Raw genomic sequence first — 18,156 nt, 5'->3', positions numbered from 1 at the left:
TGGGCTTGACCCGAGGATGGATACCGGTTCGCGCGAAGAAAACGCGTTAAATCAAAATCATAGAGCCCAGCTTCTGATTCCATCAGAAGCGGAAAGGCTCTAACGGTGGGCGAACAGCGCCCGGTGGTCTCGCAGGATCGTGCGTGCGGCGTTATGGCCGGGTGCGCCGGTGACGCCGCCGCCGGGATGCGCGCCGGAGCCACAATGATAGAGACCCTTCAGCGGTCCCCGGTAATCGGCATGGCCCAGCATCGGTCGGGCCGAGAACAACTGGTTCAGCGTTAACGCGCCATGAAAAATGTCGCCGCCGAGCAGTCCGAATTCGCGCTCGAGATCGAGCGGCGACAGAATCTGCCGGCCGATCACGCCGGCGGCAAAGCCCGGCGCGTAGCGGTCGACGGTCGCGATCATGAGGTCGGCGACCTCGTCGCGATGGTCATCCCAGGACGCGCCGTCGGGCAACTGCGGCGCCACATGCTGGCAGAACAGGCTGGCCACATGGCGGCCGGACGGGGCGAGTGAATCATCGATTACCGACGGGATCAAAACCTCCACCACCGGCTCGCGACTCCAGCCGAACTGTCGCGCGTCCTGCCAGGCACGGTCCATGTATTCGAGACCGGGCGCGATGATGATGCCGGCGCTGAGATGGTCGCCCGCGCCCGGCAAGGCGGAGAACGAGGGGAGGGCTTCGAGCGCCACGTTCATCCGGAACGTCCCGGAGCCGTTGCGCCAGGTCTTGATGCGGTTGAGAAAGGCGACCGAGAGTGCGCCGGCGGGCAGCAGCCGCGTATACAGCAGTTTTGGGTTGACGTTCGCAGCGACATATTTTGCGCGGATCGTTCGTCCGTCGTCGAGGACCACACCCGTCGCGCGGCCGCGCTCGACGATAACTTCGCGCACGCCGGCATCGGTTTCGATCTCGGCGCCGCGCGCGCGGGCGGCCGTCGCCATCGCCTGGGTGATCGCGCCCATGCCGCCGATGGCGTGGCCCCAGACGCCTTTCTTGCCGTTCACTTCTCCGAAGGCATGGTGCAGCATCACATAGGCCGAGCCGGCCGCGTAGGGGCTGGCGTAGTTGCCAACAATGGAGTCGAAGCCGAACAGGGCCTTGACCAGATCGGTCTCGAAGCGGTCGTCGAGCATGTCGCCGGCCGATCGGGTGAACAGATCGAGCAGGCTGCGCTTTTGCTCCAGCGAGAGGCCGCGCAGGATACCCGCCGCGCCGGCGGCGTTGACGATTTCATGCGCGGCGTTGAGGCCGAACCCCTCGACCAGGTTGGGCGGCGCGCGCAGCACGAATTGCCGGATGACGTCGGCGATCTCTTCCAGCTCGCGCATGAAGTCGCCGAGCGCGCCGGCATCCCGTTCGCTCAGGCGAGCGACCGATGCCGCGGTGCGGCCTTCGCCGGTGAGGAGGTAGCGGCCATCGGGCGCAGGCAAAAAGTTCTGAGCGCGGCGTTCGACGATCCGCAGGCCGTGGTCATGCAGCCGCAGGTCCGCGATGACTTTCGGATTGAGCAGGCTGACGGTGTAGGCCGCGACCGAATTGCGGAATCCGGGATGGAATTCCTCCGTCACCGCAGCGCCGCCCACCACCTTGCGCCGCTCCACGACCTTGACCCGCAGCCCAGCCATCGCGAGATAGGCCGCGCAGGTCAGGCCGTTGTGGCCTGCGCCGATGATGACGACGTCGGTGTCCGACATGATCCGCTTCAAATGAATATGGGTCGGCCGTTTCGTTCGGCTGCCGTTCATAGCGCCTTTATCGGAGACGGCGATGGACGGCACAAGACCGGGCGGATCGATTTCGGGCTCGCCGCCGCGGCATGGTCCGATGGCGGCTTCGCGACGGCGAAGACCATTAGCGATCAGTCGTCGAACTCCGAGAACAGGCCGCGCGGTTGATAGGGCCGCGGCGCGTAAACCTGCGGCTGGTAAGGCTGCGCATAACCGTAATCCGCTTGATCGCTGTTGTAGGACTGCCGCCGCTGCGGAACGTTCTGCGCGCCGTAGATGCGGCGATAGCTGCGCGGAGCGGGATAGCGCTGATCGCTGGAACTGCCGTCCGCCGGATAGATATAGCCGTCGTCGCCGCGAACGGTGGCCTGCGGCTGCTGAGCGGGTGGGGTCAGATCGACCGGATTTCCGGCGGCGTCATAAGACTGGTAGCCCGGCGCCGGGTCGCGACGGGCGACATCGGTTTTGCGCTTGCCGCGAGGATTGCGCGCCAGCGCGACACGCGACGATCCGGTCAGCGTAACGGTGGTGTTGAGGACGCCTTCCTTCTGCACCAGCGCATAAAGTGTGCTGGCGTGGGCGCGCGAGAGGCGTACGCAGCCGTGCGACACCGGAACGCCGAGGCTGCCCTCGGAGAAGGTGCCGTGGATGGCGTGACCGACCTTGGTGAAGAAGATCGAGTGCGGCATCGGCGCGTCGTCGAATTCCTTGGAGAAATGGTTGGCTTCCATGCGGAAGGTCTGGAATTTGCCGTTCGGGGTTTCATGTGACGGATTCCCGGTCGAGACCGGCCAATGATAGCGCTCGGCACCGTCGACGGAGACGGTCATTTGCTGATTGTCCTTGTCGACAAGGATCGACACCTTCGCCTCGGCGATGCTGCCGGCGGCAAAAAACATCAGACCGACGATCGGAATAAAAAACTTACGCATTTTACCTCGGCCTCGAATGCCACCTGCCGTCCCCGCTCGATATATGCGCTTGAAACGGCTCCGCTTCCAGTAGCGGGGTCGCGGCATCGTTAATTCGCGAAGCGGCATAACCAAGGCGGTGTGGGGGGAAAACCCTGTGAGAGACGGTTTTATAACGGGCTACCGCTGCGACGGTGCCCATGGAACTTTTGGAGCGCGATCACGTTGTGCTTACCTCCATCCAGTGACCAAGGCCCGTTCGCGGCCGAGCCAGCAACAAAAGGACACAGACACAGATGACGATCAGAACCGGAGTATTGCCGATCAAAGCTTCCATCCGGCTGCAGGTCGCGGTAGCGGCTGTGGCAGCCGCGCTGGCCTTCATATCCATTCCGCATCCGGTGCATGCGCAAGGCGTCTTCGGAGGCATGGAGCGGGGTGCAAACCAAGGAGCGCGCGAAGGCAATCGCGCAGCCGGTCCGGTCGGCGGTGCGATCGGCGGCGCGCTTGGCGCCGGCGTTGGTGGCGCGGTCGGCGGCGTCAAGGGCGTGCTCGGCATTCCGGATCGCGGGCCGCGCCGCGGACATCGATGCCGCGGCTATTGGAAGCATGGCCATTTCCACTGCTATCGGCGATAAGGAGCTTTCCTCCATGATAAGACTGCGGTCCGGATCGAACCGGGCCGCATTTTTTTAGCCGTATGCGATTTAGCCGTATGCGATGCGGTTTAGTTTTTCAGCCGGTATCCGGTCTTGAAAATCCACCATACGAGCAACATGCAGATCACGAGAAAACCCAGCGTCATGCCGATGCTCACGGACACGCTGACGTCGGCGATCTCGTAAAAGCTCCAGCGGAAACCGCTGATGAGATACACCACCGGATTGAACAGCGCGATGGTTTGCCAACGGGGTGGCAGCATGCTGATCGAATAGAAGCTTCCCCCAAGGAAGGTCAGCGGCGTAATTATCAAGAGGGGAATCATCTGCAGCTTTTCAAAACCGTCGGCCCAGATGCCGATGATGAAGCCGAACAGGCTGAATGTCGCAGAGGTCAGAACCAGGAAGATCATCATCCAGACCGGATGATGGATGTGCAAAGGCACGAACAGGCCGGCGGTGGCCAGAATGATCAGGCCGAGGATGATAGACTTGGTCGCAGCCGCGCCGACATAGCCCAGCACGATCTCGACATAGGACACGGGCGCCGAGAGGATCTCATAGATCGTCCCGACGAACTTCGGAAAGTAAATGCCGAACGAGGCGTTGGTGATGCTTTGCGTCAGCACCGACAGCATCACCAATCCGGGCACGATGAAGGTGCCATAGCTGACGCCTTCAACCTGCGTGATGCGCGATCCGATCGCCGCGCCGAACACCACGAAGTAAAGCGACGTCGAGACCACCGGCGATACGATGCTTTGCAGCAACGTGCGCCAGGTTCGCGACATTTCGAACAGGTAGATCGCCTTCACAGCCTCGAAGTTCATCTCAGGCCCTCACCAGACTGACGAAGATGTCTTCCAGCGAACTCTGGGTCGTATCGAGGTCGGAAAACTTGACGCCGGCAGCACGGAGTTCGCTCAGCAGGCTGGTGATGCCGGTATGTTCGCTTCGGGTGTCGTAGGTGTAGATCAGCTCCCTGCCGCAGTCGGCAAGTTCGAGATTGTAGGCTGCCAGCGGCGCAGGTACGGCATCGAGCCTGCCTTGCAGATGAAGCTTCAACCGCTTTTTGCCGAGCTTCTGCATCAGCACGGTCTTTTCCTCGACGAGGATGATCTCGCCCCTGTTGATGACGCCGACCCGGTCGGCCATCTCCTCGGCCTCCTCGATGTAGTGCGTCGTCAGGATGATCGTGACGCCAGAGGCTCGCAGCGTCCGCACCACGTCCCACATGGCTTTGCGCAGTTCGACATCGACGCCCGCGGTCGGCTCGTCCAAAAACAAAATCTGCGGTTCGTGAGACAGCGCCTTTGCAATCATCACGCGCCGCTTCATGCCGCCGGACAGCGTGACGATCTTGTTGTCCTTCTTGTCCCACAGCGACAGGTCCTTCAAAACCTTCTCGATATGAGCCGGATTCTTCCGTTTACCGAACAGTCCGCGACTGAAACTGACGGTCGCCCAGACCGTTTCGAACGCATCGGTATGCAGTTCCTGCGGCACGAGGCCGATCAGCGAGCGGGTGACCCGAAAGTCGCGCTGGATGTCGTGACCGTCGACCAGCACCTGTCCCGCCGACGGGTTCGCGATACCGCAGATGATGCTGATGAGCGTGGTCTTGCCGGCGCCGTTGGGGCCGAGCAGCGCAAAAATCTCGCCCCGGTTGATATCGAGGTTGATGGTTTTCAGCGCCGTGAAGCCGGAGGCGTAGGTCTTCGACAGGCCGGAAACGGAAATGATGGGCGACATGCAGGCCTGACACGCTGTGAGCGGGAGGAGTGAAGGGGACGGGTTATCGCGGCAGGGTGGCAGGACGATGGAGAATACCGGTCAACAGATAGGAATGCGGGCGATGTTCCGCAATCGGCTACACCCGCTCCACAAAGCTATCGACCACCTTTTTCTCGCCGGCTTTTTCGAAGGTGATGGTCAGCTTGTTGCCATCGATCCGCGCCACTTTACCGTAGCCGAATTTCTGGTGAAAGACCCGATCGCCCGGTGAGAAGGTGGAGGTCGTGCCGGTGGATTTCGCGACCAGTTCACCGTCGATGGTCAATGGCGCGTGCTTCGATTTCGATCGGCTCGCATTGTAGGGCGTGCCGGCCTCATTGAACCCGCCGCGGCCGCGATTGGCCTGCGCGCGTTGCCAGCCGGGCGTCGCATAGCTCGAGCCGAACGACTCGACATTGTCGAAACGCGAGGGGCCGTAGCCGCCCGTTCCGCCCCAGCCCGAGCCGCCCTTGGATTCGGTGATCTCGACATTTTGCGCCGGCAGTTCGTCGAGAAAACGCGATGGGATGGTTGTCGACCACGAACCGTGAATGCGCCGGTTGGTGGCGAAGTAAAGCTTCGCGCGACGGCGCGCCCGTGTCAGGCCGACGTGGGCGAGGCGACGTTCTTCCTCAAGGCCGGCGCGTCCCTGCTCGTCCAGCGCACGCTGATGCGGAAACAGACCTTCCTCCCAGCCCGGCAGGAAGACGTTGTCGAATTCGAGCCCCTTGGCGGAATGCAGCGTCATCACCGAGACGGCATCCTCGTCGGGGCCGCCGTCGCGGTCCATCACCAGCGAGATATGTTCGAGGAAACCTTGCAGGTTCTCGAACTCCTCCATCGAGCGCACCAGCTCTTTCAGGTTTTCGAGCCGGCCCGCGGCGTCGGCCGAGCGGTCCTTTTGCCACATCTCGGTGTAACCGCTCTCGTCGAGCACGATCTCGACAAGCTCGGTGTGCGGCATGGTCTCGCGCTGCACACGCCAGCGGTCGAAACTGTCGAGCAAAGCGCGCAGCGATCCGCGTGGTTTCGGCCTCATCTCGTCGGTTTCGACGACGGCGCGGGCGGCCTCGCTGAGCGGGATCTGCCGCTTGCGAGCGATCTCGTGCAGCATCTGGACGGTAGCATCGCCCAGGCCGCGTTTGGGCACGTTGACGATGCGCTCGAAGGCAAGATCATCGGCCGGCGAGTTGATGAGGCGCAGATAGGCGAGCGCGTCGCGGATTTCGGCGCGCTCGTAGAAGCGCGGACCGCCGATGACGCGATAGGGCAGGCCAAGGGTCACAAAGCGGTCTTCGAACTCGCGCATCTGGAACGAGGCGCGCACCAGGATTGCGGTTTCGTTCAGTTTTTCGCCGGCGCGCTGGAGTTGTTCGATCTCCTCGCCGATGGCGCGGGCTTCTTCCTCAGAGTCCCAGGAGCCGGTGACGGTGACCTTCTCGCCATCGACATCCTCGGTGCGCAGCGTCTTGCCGAGCCGGCCCTCGTTATGCGCGATCAGATGCGAGGCGGCGGCCAGGATATGGCCGGTGGAGCGGTAGTTGCGCTCCAGCCGGATCACCTTGGCGCCGGGAAAATCGTGGTCGAAGCGCAGGATGTTGTCCACCTCGGCGCCGCGCCAGCCGTAGATCGACTGGTCGTCGTCGCCGACGCAGCAGATGTTTTTGGGTGGGGAGGCATCCTTTTTCCGTGCGTCATCACCGGGCCGACGCGAAACGTCGAGACCCGGTGATCCATCTTCTGGAGAAACGATGGATTGCCGGGACAAGCCCGGCAATGACGATTGCGATTGCGATTGCGATTGCGACGGCGCCTGCGACAGCAGCCGCAGCCACAGATATTGTGCGACGTTCGTATCCTGATACTCGTCGACGAGGATGAACTTGAAGCGGCCCTGATATTGCCGCAGCACGTCCGGATGCTCGCGGAACAGCCGGATGTTCTCCAGCAGCAGGTCGCCGAAATCCGTGGCATTGAGAATTTTCAGCCGCGCCTGGTAGGCGGCATAGAGCTTGCCGCCGCGGCCGTTGCCGAACACGGCGGCTTCGCCGGACGGCACCTGCGCCGGCGTCAGCCCGCGATTTTTCCAGCCGTCGATCAGCCCCGCCAGCATCCGCGCCGGCCAGCGCTTGTCGTCGATGTTGTCGGCCTGCAGAAGCTGTTTGAGCAGGCGGATCTGGTCGTCCACATCGAGAACGGTGAAGTTGGATTTGAGCTGCACCAGTTCGGCATGAACCCGCAGAATCCGGCCGCCGATGGAATGAAAGGTGCCGAGCCACGGCATGCCTTCCACGGCTTGTCCGAGCATCTGGCCAAGCCGATGCTTCATCTCGCGCGCGGCTTTGTTAGTGAAGGTTACCGACAGGATTTCACCGGGGCGGGCGCGGCCCTGGCTGAGGATATGCGCGATGCGGGTCGTCAGCACGCGGGTCTTGCCTGTGCCCGCGCCGGCCAGCACCAGAACCGGCCCGTCCAGCGTTTCCACCGCCTCGCGCTGTTCCGGATTGAGCCCGGCCAGATACTGTGGCGTTGCCGCCGCGCGTGCGCGCGCAGCGATGCCACCGGCGGCAGGCTGGTGCTCGGGAACGTCGCGATGGATCAGTCTGTTCGGTTCGGTCATGCGAATCGTCTTCTCCCCACGATGACACTGCGGGGCGGCGAAGGGGAGCCTTCTTAGCAGGATTGAGAAGATATATAGGGGCGCCGACGCCATTGGCATCGGTTTTCCCGCCTCCAGGCGAGCTGGCGATCCCGTTCCGGCGATCGCGATTTTGTTCCGTAAAACCGACGATTTTTCAGGACTTCTCACCCTCCTGCGGCGAGGAACCTTTGTTCCGGGGATGGATTGTTTTCTCAGGCCATGCGCGAGACGGTGCGCTGAGAATGGAGGTCAAGTCATGCTGAGCTGGGTTGTAACCTTTCTCGTGATCGCGTTGATTGCAGGTATTCTGGGCTTCGGCGGTCTCGCGGGCGCTTCCATCGAAATCGCGAAGATCATCTTCTTCGTCGCCCTCATCTTGTTTCTAATTTCGGCTGTGGTGGGGTTCGCGCGGCGGGGCCGTACCGGCTTGTAGCGCCGGCTAACGCGACTTCGAGGGCATCGCGATTTGCCGGCCGATGCCCTCGGGGCGCGCGATGGCGCTGTGGGCGTCAACGACGGCTTGGATGCGTGCACGGATATCGGGCGGGAAGGGCGCGACTTTGCGAGCGGCCATGTTGATGTGAACAGTCATGTTCTCGGAGGTCGCCGAGAGCCATCCTTCGGTGGCGTGCCGCAACTCCTCGAAGGTGTGCAGACGCTTTTCGTCGGCGGCGACCAGCAGAACGGACACCCGCACCGGGTCGTCCAGATGAACTTCCCGTAAATAACGCAGATGACACTCGGCGGTGAACGTCGAACCGTTGCGCGTCTTCACGTAGTCGGGTCCGATTCCAAGTTCGAGCCAAAACTCGTCGGTCGCCCGGTCGAACAGGACGTTGTAGTAGGCCATGTTGAGATGGCCGTTGTAGTCGATCCACTGCGGCTCGATCCGCAAGACCGAACACTGAAAGGATTCAGGCTTACGGTCCGGGCCGGTGGCGGGCGTGCCTTTCATTCTCTACCCCTGCATTCTCCATCCTGCATTTGTCGGATCCCTCGACCCACTATACATCCTTTGCCTCGGTCTTTTCATCATGGAGTCCCGTTCAGCCGCGGAAAACGTGCCGATCGTCGCTGCGACTTCGCCACAGTTGGCGATATTATGTTGCATCGGCTCGTTTGGTGCAGCCTTGCAGGCCTGGGATCGATACGGCAGTCTTGGGGGCTCAGGCACGATGTCCGAAAGAGCCATACTGACGCGGATTTCGATGTTGCCGGAACGATTCAAGGGGAGACACCGTGCAGACCACGCTGCTCGGCCTGGCGATCACACTCATTGTCGCGCTCATCGCCGCGCTGATCGGGCCGTATTTCATCGACTGGAACCGCTTTCGGCCCCAATTCGAGGCGGAGGCGGCGCGCGTGATCGGCGCGCCGGTGCGGGTCGACGGCGGGCTTGACGCCCGGCTGCTGCCGTCGCCGTCATTGCAGCTTCGTTCAGTGGTGGTCGGAGGGCCGAACGATCCCGGCAAGGTGCGCGTCGACAATCTCGCGGTCGAATTCAGCCTGGGTTCGCTGATGCGCGGAGAATGGCGCGCGACCGAATTGACGATCAACGGCGTCGCGCTCGACCTCGGTCTCGATTCCGGCGGGCGGATTGATTGGCCGCTGTCGTCGCGCTCGCTCGATTTCGCTTCGTTTTCCATTGACCGGCTGAACCTCACGGGCCGCGTGGCGCTTCATGATGCGGCCAGCCGCTCCACGCTTGAATTGAATGACGTCGCTTTCAGCGGCGATGTGCGGTCGTCGGGAGGGTCCGTTCGCGGCGACGGCAATTTCATGCTGTCGGGAACGCGCTATCCATTCCGGATATCGTCCGGTCAGGCGGGCGACGGCGATGCCAGCCATGTTCATATCGCGATCGATCCCGGAACGCGCGCGGCATCCATCGACATCGATGGAATGTTGTCATTCGATGCGCGCGTGCCGCATTTCGATGGCGCGCTGACGTTGGCTGGCGCTGCGGAATCCGATGGTAAAAATTTTTCGAGCGACCCGTCTCAAAGACCATGGCGGGTGTCGGCCAAGGTCAAGGCCGATCCGAACGGTGCGCGGCTGGAGCAGGTCGATGCGAGTTATGGTGCGGGCGATGCTGCGCTGAAGCTCGCAGGCGTTGGCGACGTTCGTTTCGGCGCGTCGCCCCGGATTCATGCGGAATTGTTCGCACGTCAGCTCGACGCCGATCGCCTGCTTGGCAAGGATCGGAACACGCCTGCAAAGGTGTTTCCGGCATTACAAAACTATCTAACGAAAATTCCGCAACCGTGGCTTGCCGCCGAAATCGGAATCAGCGTGGACCAGATCATGCTGGGCGGCCGCCCGATACAAAATTTCGGTGCTGACCTACGCAGCGACGCCGCATCATGGACGATCAGTCGGCTGGAGTTCCGGGCTCCCGGCTCAACGAGCGTGGCCGTTAACGGTCAGATCGCGCAACCCGGACCATCCGCACATTTCAACGGTGCGCTCGATATCGAATCGTCCGATCCGGATGCATTGGTCGGCTGGCTGCAAGCTCGCAGCGACATCGTCCATCAGAGCCAAAAGCCGTTGCGGCTGCGTGGCAATTTGACCGTGGATTCAAGCGGGGTCGCCTTCGACCAGCTCAAAGCCGATATCGAGGGCGGCAGCGTCGAGGGGCGGCTGGCGTTCGTCAATTCGACGGGGGCCGGCACGCGGGCCGAGGCTGAACTCAGGGCGGATCGTCTCGATCTCGATGCGGCGGCAGGTCTGGTCCGCGCGATCGCGGGACCGCAAGGCGTTTGGCCGGACGAGGGACAGTTGTCGTTGAATGTCGATAGCGCGATGTCGGCGGGGCAGGAATTGCGTCCATTCATCGCCAAATTGAGTTATGGACCAAAGACGTTTTCTCTGGAGCAATTGAAAATCGGCTCGCCCGGCGGCCTCACGATGGAGGGCTCCGGCGCATTCGACCGCGTCGACGCCACCGGCCAGCTATCGTTGAATGCGACATCGCAGTCGGTTGCGCAGATGACGAGCTTGATTGCTCCGATCGCGCCGACCGTCGCGGCGCGCCTCGATGCGATGCCGGTGGTCGCGGGAGCAGCGCGGCTCAAGCTCACGCTCAACGTCGATAAGGGCCCTGCCGACAAAAGCAAAGCCGATGCCAGAGCAAAGCTGGACGTCGATCTGCCGCAACTGAAAGGCACGCTGTCGCTGGTTGCGGCGCCTTCGCTCAAAGCCGTGCGCACGGCCGATCTCGATGCATTGGCACGGAGCGAGGTGACGCTCCGGACGAAGCTGACGGCGGAACGAGGCGGAGCCTTGCCGGCCTTGCTGGGTCTCGACCGCGTGATCGCGGTTAGCGACAACTCCGTGCTGGAGGGGACGGGGATGGGAGAATGGCACGCTCCGATCCGGCTGAAGGCGCGGATGACGGGAGCCGATCTGGATGCCGAGATAAAAGGAACGTTGGAGCCATGGTCCTCGGACCGCAAGGCTGATCTTAATCTCGCAGTGCGCTGCGTCGATCTCACGCCGCTGCTGGGTCTCAAGCCATCCGATTCCCGCGCCCGGAACGTCAGCCTGTCGTCGCATGTCATGCTGGCCGGCAGCAAGCTGATCTTCAACGATCTCGATGGCACGGCAGCGGGTGCCCGTATGCGCGGGCGCGTTGCGGTGAATTTCGGCAACGAAGACCTCGTCGATGGCGAAATCGGAATGGACACGCTCGATCTGGCATCGGCGTTCGGCCTTGCCGTCGGCGCCGCGGGACATGATCCGGCGGAGCCGCTGGGTGTTGGCCTGCCGGAAGGTTGGCGCGGTCAACTCACATTCGAGGCGCTGCGCGGCGTGCTGCCGGGAGGCATCGAATTGCGACCCGTCAGCGGCACTGTCAAAGCGGATGGCCAGTCCCTGACGTTCGATGCGATGAAAGGGAAAATCGGCGATGGCGATGCCGCGGCGCGCCTCGACATCCGGCAAGCCTCCGACGGTGTTGCCTTGAATGCGGAGGTTCAACTCACCAACGTCGACGGTTCGGCGTTGCATTACGGTGCACTGGCGATGCCCGCCGGCCACGCCTCGGCGCAGATGACATTTGCAAGCCACGGCCGCAGCGCGTCCGCGCTGGCCGGAGCGCTGTCCGGCAACGGTCTGGTCACACTCGAACATGCGCGCATTCCGGGACTTGATCCGCACATGTTCGACGCCGCCATTAATGCGAGCGATAGCGGAGCATCGAACGACGCCAAATTGCAGCGGATCGTGGAGCAGTCTCTGTTTGCGAATCCGCTGGCGGTCGCATCGGCGCAAATTCCGTTTACCGTGAGAGATGGCCGTTTGCGTGTCGGTGCGACGGCTCTTGATGGCGATGGGGCGCAAGCCATCGTCTCCGGCGGTTATGACATCGCGGCGGACCAGGTCGATATCCGCGCGGGTCTTGCTTCAACGTCGGCCGGGTCCGCGAACAATCGTCCGGCAGTTCAGATATTCGCGGTTGGGCCGCCCGATGCGATCCACCGGAGCATTGACGTTGCCGCGCTGTCGTCGTGGCTCGCGGTGAGGGCGATCGATCGCGAAACCCGCAGGCTCGACTCGATCGAGCAACGCATGACGCCGTCGCCCGCGCTGCCTCCTGCCATCCCGCCGCCGGCGATAGCATCGCTTCCGGTTGAGCCGTCAGACGTTTCCGCTAAGCCATTGGCGACGGACGATGCGCCCGTCGCCAATGTACCGGTTCCGAAGCGTGATCCGCGGCGGTCTCGCGCGAAACCTCGGATGGCCATTACGCCGCGTCCGGCGGCCACGCCGCAGGCGTCCAATGCGCCGACGCCGCCATCGGCTGCGCCCCTGCCAGCACCGGTCGAGATACGGCCCGCGCCAATTCCAAAGCCGCTCCACCCGCGCCGGCCGCTGGTGCAGAGGCCGCCTGCGTCGATCGCGCGACCGGCTCTCTAAAACCGAAAATGCTCTAGCAGCTATTCCGGGCCAAGCGGCGCAAGCCGCGTCGACGGCGCCAGACGTTCGCCGATGAACATGGTGCTCGCCGCCCGCGTGCGAAAATGCTCGAGCACATAGAGACGGATCGCCGAAGACAGATTGCTGGTCCTGCGATCGGTATCGATCGAGGCGATTTGCGTGGAAAGGGTCATGCCCCGCCGCATCGCGATATCTTTCAGGCTTGTCCAGAATGCGTCTTCGAGACTCACGCTGGTCTTGTGACCGTCGACGATCACCGATCGTTTAACGACGGCATATTGGCGCTCGCCGCGGCGATCGCCGCTTTGGTCGTTTCGCATGATTGACTCCATCTGGTTTTTTCGGAAAGCGTCATCATCGGCGCACGATGACATCTCACCGGACGGTTTGTTCGGTCTAAACTGCGATAGTGATGCTGCGGATCATCGATGGACCGCGCCGCAGGCATGCAGGTGATCTTCAGCGGCCCACCTCTGATCGGCGCCGTGGCGGATCATCGAGGTACAGGTACATAATAGCTGAAAAGACCGAGCGCCGGTATTCGGGAAACAACCTAAGTGTAACTCACTATCATGACGCTGACGTGAGCAGACATACGGATCTGATTTCGCGGATCAGATTTCCGGACAAGATTTCGTAGGCGAGATTTCGTCGCAGAGGATTCCGATGTCCGCTATCCGGCGCTAGGGCTGTTTTCGGATCCCGAAGCCATCGCGCGGCTTCGAAAGTAGTCCAGGACGAAAAGGCGGATCGCCGAGGAGAGGTTGCCCTGCTGACGGTTGCTGTCGATCTCGCCGACCAGCTCGGACAGCGTCATGTCGCGAAGGCTAGAGATTTCTTTCATTCCGTTCCAGAATGCCTCCTCGAGGCTCACGCTGGTCTTGTGGCCGGCCACCACGATCGATCGTTTCACTACCGGCGATTTCATGATCCGTCCTCGGCGTCGATGCGGTGCTGATCGAGCAGACGTTTCTCCCGCATCATACGCTGTTCGATGAGATCGCGCTCGGCCTTGGAGCGGCCGAAGCGCACGCGATTGGCGTCGGCAATCGCCGCCGTCCGTTCCCGTTCGGCGCGCTTCCTGCGCTTGTTCAGATTGACCACATCCCCCATGACCGATTCCGCCATCTCAAATGCTGGGAGCGCGTACCTGCAAAGGTCAAAAATTCCGCTGCAAAAGCGGCTATCGTTTGTGCTGTACCATGATGCACCGCAACAGTGGTAGAAATATTCTCTCAGCCCTTAGACTATATGGAATATAACCATTCTCGAGGCGCTTGTTTTTGGAATGCCAGCCTAGCGCCTGTGGGGTCTGAGTTCCAGCGGGCCGCGTCATCCGGGTCGCGTCATTTTGTCGGGCTGCACCAGTCGGTCGAACTCCGCGGCCGTGACGAAGCCAAGCCGCTGAGCCTCTTCCTTCAACGTCGTTCCGCGGGCCAGGGCGGCTTTGGCGACCGTCGCCGCATTGTCGTAGCCGATCCTCGGCGCGAGCGCCGTAACCAGCATCAGCGAGCGTTGCATCAGGTCGCGAATCCGCTTCTCGTCGGCGCGAATGCCATCGATGCAGTGCTCGGTGAAGGAACGCACGACATCGGCGAGCAATTGTATGGAATTGATCATACAATAGGCCAGAACCGGCCTGTAAACGTTAAGTTCGAAATGCCCCTGACTGCCGGCGATCGTCACGGTGGTGTGATTGCCGAACACCTGGCAGCAAACCATGGTCATCGCTTCACACTGGGTTGGATTGACCTTCCCCGGCATGATCGACGACCCCGGTTCGTTTGCGGGAAGGATCAGTTCTCCGAGGCCGGAGCGCGGCCCGGAACCCAAAAAACGAATATCGTTCGCGATCTTGAACAGGCCCGTTGCGACCGCGTTGATCGCGCCGTGGGCGAAAACATAAGCGTCGTTGGAGGCCAGCGCCTCGAATTTGTTGGGAGCGCTCGTGAACGGGAGTTTCGCAACCGCCGCCGCGTGTTTCGCAAACAGTTTTGCAAATTTCTGCTTCGAGTTCAGGCCGGTTCCCACGGCGGTTCCGCCTTGCGCCAGTGGATAGAGGTCCTTGATGGCGGTGCGAAGCCGTGCGAGGCCGCTCTCGACCTGCGCTGCATAGCCGGAGAACTCCTGGCCGAGCGTCAGCGGCGTCGCGTCCTGGGTATGAGTCCGGCCGATCTTGACGATGTGAGCAAACGCCTTTTCCTTTTTGCGCAGCGCTTTGAGCAGAGCGGTCAGAGCGGGAACCAGGTCGGACGCGATGCCCTGGGCCGCCGCGATGTGCATGGCTGTCGGAAACGAGTCGTTCGACGACTGGCTCATGTTGACGTGATCGTTGGGATGAACGGGCTTCTTGGCGCCGAGTTCACCGCCGAGCAGCTCGTTGGCACGGTTGGCGATCACCTCGTTGAGGTTCATGTTGGTCTGCGTGCCGGAGCCGGTTTGCCAGACGACCAGCGGAAAATGATCGTCGAGCTTGCCGTCGATCACTTCGCGCGCGGCGCGAATGATTGCGGTCGCGCGCCGCCGGTCGAGCAGGCCCAGTTCGCGGTTGGTCTGTGCCGCTGCGAGCTTGACGATGCCGAGCGCCCGGACGATCGGCATCGGCATCCGGTCGTGTCCGATGCGGAAATTCTGCCGGCTGCGCTCGGTCTGGGCTCCCCAGTAGCGGTCGGCTTGAACGTCGATGGGTCCGAAGCTGTCGGTTTCCGTGCGCGTCCTTGTTCTGCGTGACGACGAGGCCATGGGTTCAGTCCCGTTATGTTTGATGCTGCGACGGCAAACACAAACAGCCGCATCCCCGCGGATCAGGGCGCTTTGGCAAATGCAACGCGGACTACTTCTTGCGGAAGCGGTCCAGCCTGACAACCTCGGCGCCTGTGCTGGGTTTGGGGTTGTCCTCGGTATCGGTAGCGGCGGGCGGGGAGGGATCGTCCGGAACGGCCAGGGCCGCCGGCGAAGGCGCCGCCGGTGGCATATCTGCCGCGGCGGTCTCGGTTTCGGCCGGCTCGAATTGCAGACCGAACTGCACCGACGGATCGTAGAAGCTTTTGATTGTGTTGAAGGGAACCACGAGACGCTCGGGAATGCCGCCGAACGACAGGCCGACCTCGAAGCGCTCCTCGCTCACCTTCAGATCCCAGAACTGGTGCTGGAGAATGATGGTCATTTCCTCAGGGTGCTGCGCCAGAAGGCGGGGCGATATCTTCACTCCGTCGGCCTTCGACATGAAGGTGATGAAGAAATGATGCTCGCCCGGCAGTCCTTGTTCGGCGGCGTCCGTCAGCACCCGGCGCAGAACGCCGCGCAACGCGTCGCGCGCCAGCAGATCGTATCGGATATGATCGGTTGACATCGCCTGGTCCATCGCCTCCGCAGAGCCGTGCAAATTCCTGCGAGCGTTCGAAGCCGACTCGCACCGTTTGCCGATGATACTCCGGCGATCTCGCCGGGTCAGCAGCGGTTGGGTCGGGCTGGTGAAATTCTCGTTGCCAGTTCGCTGGAGAGGCGAACGGATATTAAAGTGGAGGCTTCTGTTGCCAGGTGCCTCCGAACCCCGCCTGACGGAGCTTAACCCGTCAGGACTTCAGAATGGTCTTTCAAACTGCGTTACGCAGCCTGAGCAACCGGAGCATAGTTGTCGTTTGCAACTATTGCATAGCCCGATAACGGCGGAACCATACCGAGAAAAAGCGAGCCCTTTACGCCCTCGTCGATCCTGTTTCGCCCCCGCCGGAACCCGCCAATTTTATGGCGCACCATGGTTTTGGTCGGGCTCTGGTGGAGGCGCCGGGTACTGCCCCCGGGTCCGAATGGTTTATTACGACGGCCGTTTATTTCCATAGCCGGCGAACCGGCGCTCTGAATATAGTCTGCAAACGTTGAGGAAAAAAGTGCCCGACGGCACATTTCGCGCTTTCTTCGCGATCTCGTTTTCCCGGTATAATCGGGACAAAAGCGCGAATCGCTGCTGTCGGGCCAACCGGCCGGGCGCTAAGTTCACCCGCTCGAAAGCGCTCACGCCATGAACCAGTACCACGATCTGCTCGAACGAATACTCGGCGACGGCGCGGAGAAGCATGACCGTACCGGCACCGGAACATTGTCCATCTTCGGGCATCAGATGCGTTTCAATCTCGCATCGGGATTTCCGATGCTGACCACCAAGAAGCTTCCGCTCAAGTCGATCGTGCATGAGCTGCTCTGGTTCCTGAAGGGCGACACCAACGTCAGGTATCTGAGGGACCACGGGGTCTCGATCTGGGACGAGTGGGCCGACGCCAACGGCGATCTCGGCCCGGTCTACGGTTCGCAGTGGCGCTCATGGCCCGCGCCGGACGGGCGCAGCATCGACCAGATCGCCAACGTGGTCGACATGATCAAGTGCAATCCGGATTCGCGGCGGCTGATCGTCAGCGCGTGGAATCCGGCCGATGTCGACAAGATGGCGCTGCCGCCGTGCCACTGCCTGTTTCAATTCTATGTCGCCGACGGCAAGCTGTCGTGCCAGCTTTATCAGCGCTCGGCGGATGTGTTTCTGGGGGTGCCCTTCAACATCGCGTCCTATGCGTTGCTGACGATGATGGTCGCGCAGGTCACGGGGCTCAAGCCCGGGGACTTCGTGCACAGCCTCGGCGACGCGCACCTCTATTCGAATCACCTTGAGCAGGCGCGGCTTCAGCTCACGCGGCCGGTGCGACCGCTGCCGACGATGACGATCAATCCCGAGGTGAAGGATATCTTCGCGTTCCGCTATGAGGATTTCAAACTCGAGAACTACGATCCCCATCCCCACATCAAGGCCGAGGTCGCGGTGTGATCGTAACTGTCTCCCCGCATCCGGAAATCGTCCTGGTCGTCGCGGTGGCCGAGAACGGCGTGATCGGTCAGCGCAATCAAATCCCGTGGCGGCTGAAAGCCGACCAGCAGCGATTCAAGGCGATCACCATGGGCAAGCCGATCGTGATGGGCCGCAAGACCTTCGACTCGTTGCGCCGGCCGTTGCCGGGACGAACCAATATCGTCATTACCCGCGATCCCGACTTTGCCGCGGTCGGCGCGGTGGCGACGCGATCGCTGGCGGATGCCATCGCCGTCGCAAAAGGGGATGCGTTGCGGCGTTCGGTCGGTGAGATCGCGGTGATCGGCGGAGCTGAGATTTATGCCGCGTCGATGCCGGCGGCGGATCGTCTCGAGGTGACGGAGGTTCACGCGGGGGTCGATGGCGATGCCGTTTTTCCGGCGATCGATCCGTCGGTCTGGTGCGAAACCGCCCGCTGCCGAAATCGGGCGGTCGCCGGTGACGTCGCCGATTATTCTTATGTGACATATCGCCGTCGGACGCCGCATTAACCGCATTCCGCGATGTTTGCATTGACATTTAGCTATGCGGATATAGCTCCTTGCAGCCAACAAGCCGCGTTGTAAGGGCCGTAAGCGTCCCCTATAAGGTCGAACAGAGCGAGGCGGGGGTTTGCGAAGCCCGGATCCGCGC

Annotated in this window: 16 protein-coding genes and 1 other RNA gene; 5 read left to right on the top strand and 12 right to left on the bottom strand. The window is 62.0% G+C overall.

The window, feature by feature from the left end; translation table 11 throughout:
- Positions 1-99: 99 nt before the first annotated feature.
- Positions 100-1,707, bottom strand: a complete 1,608-nt coding sequence (locus tag V4R08_RS07615; protein WP_335578792.1) for a phytoene desaturase family protein — start codon at positions 1,705-1,707, stop codon at positions 100-102.
- Between the two features lie 164 nt (positions 1,708-1,871).
- A complete protein-coding gene (locus V4R08_RS07610; RefSeq protein ID WP_335578791.1) occupies positions 1,872-2,672 on the bottom strand; it encodes a L,D-transpeptidase in 801 nt (266 codons plus the stop codon).
- A gap of 275 nt (positions 2,673-2,947) precedes the next feature.
- On the opposite strand from V4R08_RS07610, the gene V4R08_RS07605 reads away from it, so the two are divergent.
- Positions 2,948-3,289: a hypothetical protein gene (locus tag V4R08_RS07605; RefSeq protein WP_335578790.1), complete on the top strand. Its 342-nt coding sequence runs from the start codon at positions 2,948-2,950 to the stop codon at positions 3,287-3,289.
- Positions 3,290-3,378: 89 nt separating this feature from the next.
- On the opposite strand, the gene V4R08_RS07600 is transcribed toward V4R08_RS07605, so the two are convergent.
- From V4R08_RS07600 to V4R08_RS07590, 3 genes are all read right to left on the bottom strand, one after another.
- Complete coding sequence (locus V4R08_RS07600) at positions 3,379-4,140, bottom strand: ABC transporter permease (protein WP_335578789.1); 762 nt, start codon at positions 4,138-4,140, stop codon at positions 3,379-3,381.
- Between the two features lies 1 nt (position 4,141).
- On the bottom strand, positions 4,142-5,062 hold the full coding sequence (locus V4R08_RS07595) for an ABC transporter ATP-binding protein (protein WP_335578788.1): 921 nt from the start codon (positions 5,060-5,062) through the stop codon (positions 4,142-4,144).
- 118 nt (positions 5,063-5,180) lie between these two features.
- Positions 5,181-7,703: an ATP-dependent helicase gene (locus tag V4R08_RS07590; protein ID WP_335578787.1), complete on the bottom strand. Its 2,523-nt coding sequence runs from the start codon at positions 7,701-7,703 to the stop codon at positions 5,181-5,183.
- Positions 7,704-7,980: 277 nt separating this feature from the next.
- Between V4R08_RS07590 and V4R08_RS07585 the strand changes: the two genes are divergently transcribed.
- Entirely contained in the window at positions 7,981-8,157 is a 177-nt protein-coding gene (locus V4R08_RS07585; protein ID WP_335578786.1) for a DUF1328 domain-containing protein, read from the top strand.
- Positions 8,158-8,163: 6 nt separating this feature from the next.
- Here the strand turns inward: V4R08_RS07585 and V4R08_RS07580 are convergent, their stop codons facing one another.
- Positions 8,164-8,679: a thioesterase family protein gene (locus V4R08_RS07580; RefSeq protein WP_335578785.1), complete on the bottom strand. Its 516-nt coding sequence runs from the start codon at positions 8,677-8,679 to the stop codon at positions 8,164-8,166.
- Between the two features lie 284 nt (positions 8,680-8,963).
- Between V4R08_RS07580 and V4R08_RS07575 the strand changes: the two genes are divergently transcribed.
- Positions 8,964-12,644 carry an AsmA family protein gene (locus V4R08_RS07575; RefSeq protein WP_335578784.1) on the top strand — a complete coding sequence of 1,227 codons (3,681 nt, stop codon included), beginning with the start codon at positions 8,964-8,966 and terminating at the stop codon, positions 12,642-12,644.
- A 20-nt stretch (positions 12,645-12,664) separates the two neighbouring features.
- On the opposite strand, the gene V4R08_RS07570 is transcribed toward V4R08_RS07575, so the two are convergent.
- From V4R08_RS07570 to ssrA, 6 genes are all read right to left on the bottom strand, one after another.
- Positions 12,665-12,985: a ribbon-helix-helix domain-containing protein gene (locus V4R08_RS07570; RefSeq protein WP_335578783.1), complete on the bottom strand. Its 321-nt coding sequence runs from the start codon at positions 12,983-12,985 to the stop codon at positions 12,665-12,667.
- 353 nt (positions 12,986-13,338) lie between these two features.
- Positions 13,339-13,593 carry a ribbon-helix-helix domain-containing protein gene (locus V4R08_RS07565; protein ID WP_335578782.1) on the bottom strand — a complete coding sequence of 85 codons (255 nt, stop codon included), beginning with the start codon at positions 13,591-13,593 and terminating at the stop codon, positions 13,339-13,341.
- A complete protein-coding gene (locus tag V4R08_RS07560) occupies positions 13,590-13,778 on the bottom strand; it encodes a DUF4169 family protein (RefSeq protein WP_335580213.1) in 189 nt (62 codons plus the stop codon). Before V4R08_RS07560 ends, V4R08_RS07565 begins: the two co-directional genes overlap by 4 nt.
- Positions 13,779-13,997: 219 nt before the next feature.
- Positions 13,998-15,407 carry a class II fumarate hydratase gene (gene fumC / locus V4R08_RS07555; RefSeq protein ID WP_335578781.1) on the bottom strand — a complete coding sequence of 470 codons (1,410 nt, stop codon included), beginning with the start codon at positions 15,405-15,407 and terminating at the stop codon, positions 13,998-14,000.
- A 91-nt stretch (positions 15,408-15,498) separates the two neighbouring features.
- The gene (locus V4R08_RS07550) at positions 15,499-16,017 is read right to left on the bottom strand and encodes an SspB family protein (RefSeq protein WP_335578780.1); all 519 of its coding nucleotides are present in this window, start codon (positions 16,015-16,017) and stop codon (positions 15,499-15,501) included.
- Between the two features lie 167 nt (positions 16,018-16,184).
- Positions 16,185-16,559: a transfer-messenger RNA gene (gene ssrA / locus V4R08_RS07545) on the bottom strand.
- A 127-nt stretch (positions 16,560-16,686) separates the two neighbouring features.
- On the opposite strand from ssrA, the gene V4R08_RS07540 reads away from it, so the two are divergent.
- Together V4R08_RS07540 and V4R08_RS07535 are read left to right on the top strand one after the other, a co-directional pair.
- Entirely contained in the window at positions 16,687-17,481 is a 795-nt protein-coding gene (locus tag V4R08_RS07540) for a thymidylate synthase (protein ID WP_335578779.1), read from the top strand.
- Positions 17,478-18,014, top strand: a complete 537-nt coding sequence (locus V4R08_RS07535; RefSeq protein ID WP_335578778.1) for a dihydrofolate reductase — start codon at positions 17,478-17,480, stop codon at positions 18,012-18,014. Before V4R08_RS07540 ends, V4R08_RS07535 begins: the two co-directional genes overlap by 4 nt.
- Positions 18,015-18,156 lie beyond the last annotated feature (142 nt).

Source organism: Nitrobacter sp. NHB1, from assembly GCF_036964665.1.
Taxonomy (GTDB): Bacteria; Pseudomonadota; Alphaproteobacteria; order Rhizobiales; family Xanthobacteraceae; genus Nitrobacter.
This window is presented reverse-complemented; position numbering and strand designations above follow the sequence as displayed.

Coding starts and splice junctions, on each gene's coding strand:
- V4R08_RS07550 (WP_335578780.1), bottom strand. CDS start 16,017: ATGTCAACCGATCATATCCGATACGATCTGCTGGCGCGCGACGCGTTG.
- V4R08_RS07540 (WP_335578779.1), top strand. CDS start 16,687: ATGAACCAGTACCACGATCTGCTCGAACGAATACTCGGCGACGGCGCG.
- V4R08_RS07615 (WP_335578792.1), bottom strand. CDS start 1,707: ATGTCGGACACCGACGTCGTCATCATCGGCGCAGGCCACAACGGCCTG.
- V4R08_RS07605 (WP_335578790.1), top strand. CDS start 2,948: ATGACGATCAGAACCGGAGTATTGCCGATCAAAGCTTCCATCCGGCTG.
- V4R08_RS07590 (WP_335578787.1), bottom strand. CDS start 7,703: ATGACCGAACCGAACAGACTGATCCATCGCGACGTTCCCGAGCACCAG.
- V4R08_RS07580 (WP_335578785.1), bottom strand. CDS start 8,679: ATGAAAGGCACGCCCGCCACCGGCCCGGACCGTAAGCCTGAATCCTTT.
- V4R08_RS07565 (WP_335578782.1), bottom strand. CDS start 13,593: ATGAAATCGCCGGTAGTGAAACGATCGATCGTGGTGGCCGGCCACAAG.
- V4R08_RS07610 (WP_335578791.1), bottom strand. CDS start 2,672: ATGCGTAAGTTTTTTATTCCGATCGTCGGTCTGATGTTTTTTGCCGCC.
- V4R08_RS07600 (WP_335578789.1), bottom strand. CDS start 4,140: ATGAACTTCGAGGCTGTGAAGGCGATCTACCTGTTCGAAATGTCGCGA.
- V4R08_RS07595 (WP_335578788.1), bottom strand. CDS start 5,062: ATGTCGCCCATCATTTCCGTTTCCGGCCTGTCGAAGACCTACGCCTCC.
- V4R08_RS07570 (WP_335578783.1), bottom strand. CDS start 12,985: ATGCGAAACGACCAAAGCGGCGATCGCCGCGGCGAGCGCCAATATGCC.
- V4R08_RS07585 (WP_335578786.1), top strand. CDS start 7,981: ATGCTGAGCTGGGTTGTAACCTTTCTCGTGATCGCGTTGATTGCAGGT.
- fumC (WP_335578781.1), bottom strand. CDS start 15,407: ATGGCCTCGTCGTCACGCAGAACAAGGACGCGCACGGAAACCGACAGC.
- V4R08_RS07560 (WP_335580213.1), bottom strand. CDS start 13,778: ATGGGGGATGTGGTCAATCTGAACAAGCGCAGGAAGCGCGCCGAACGG.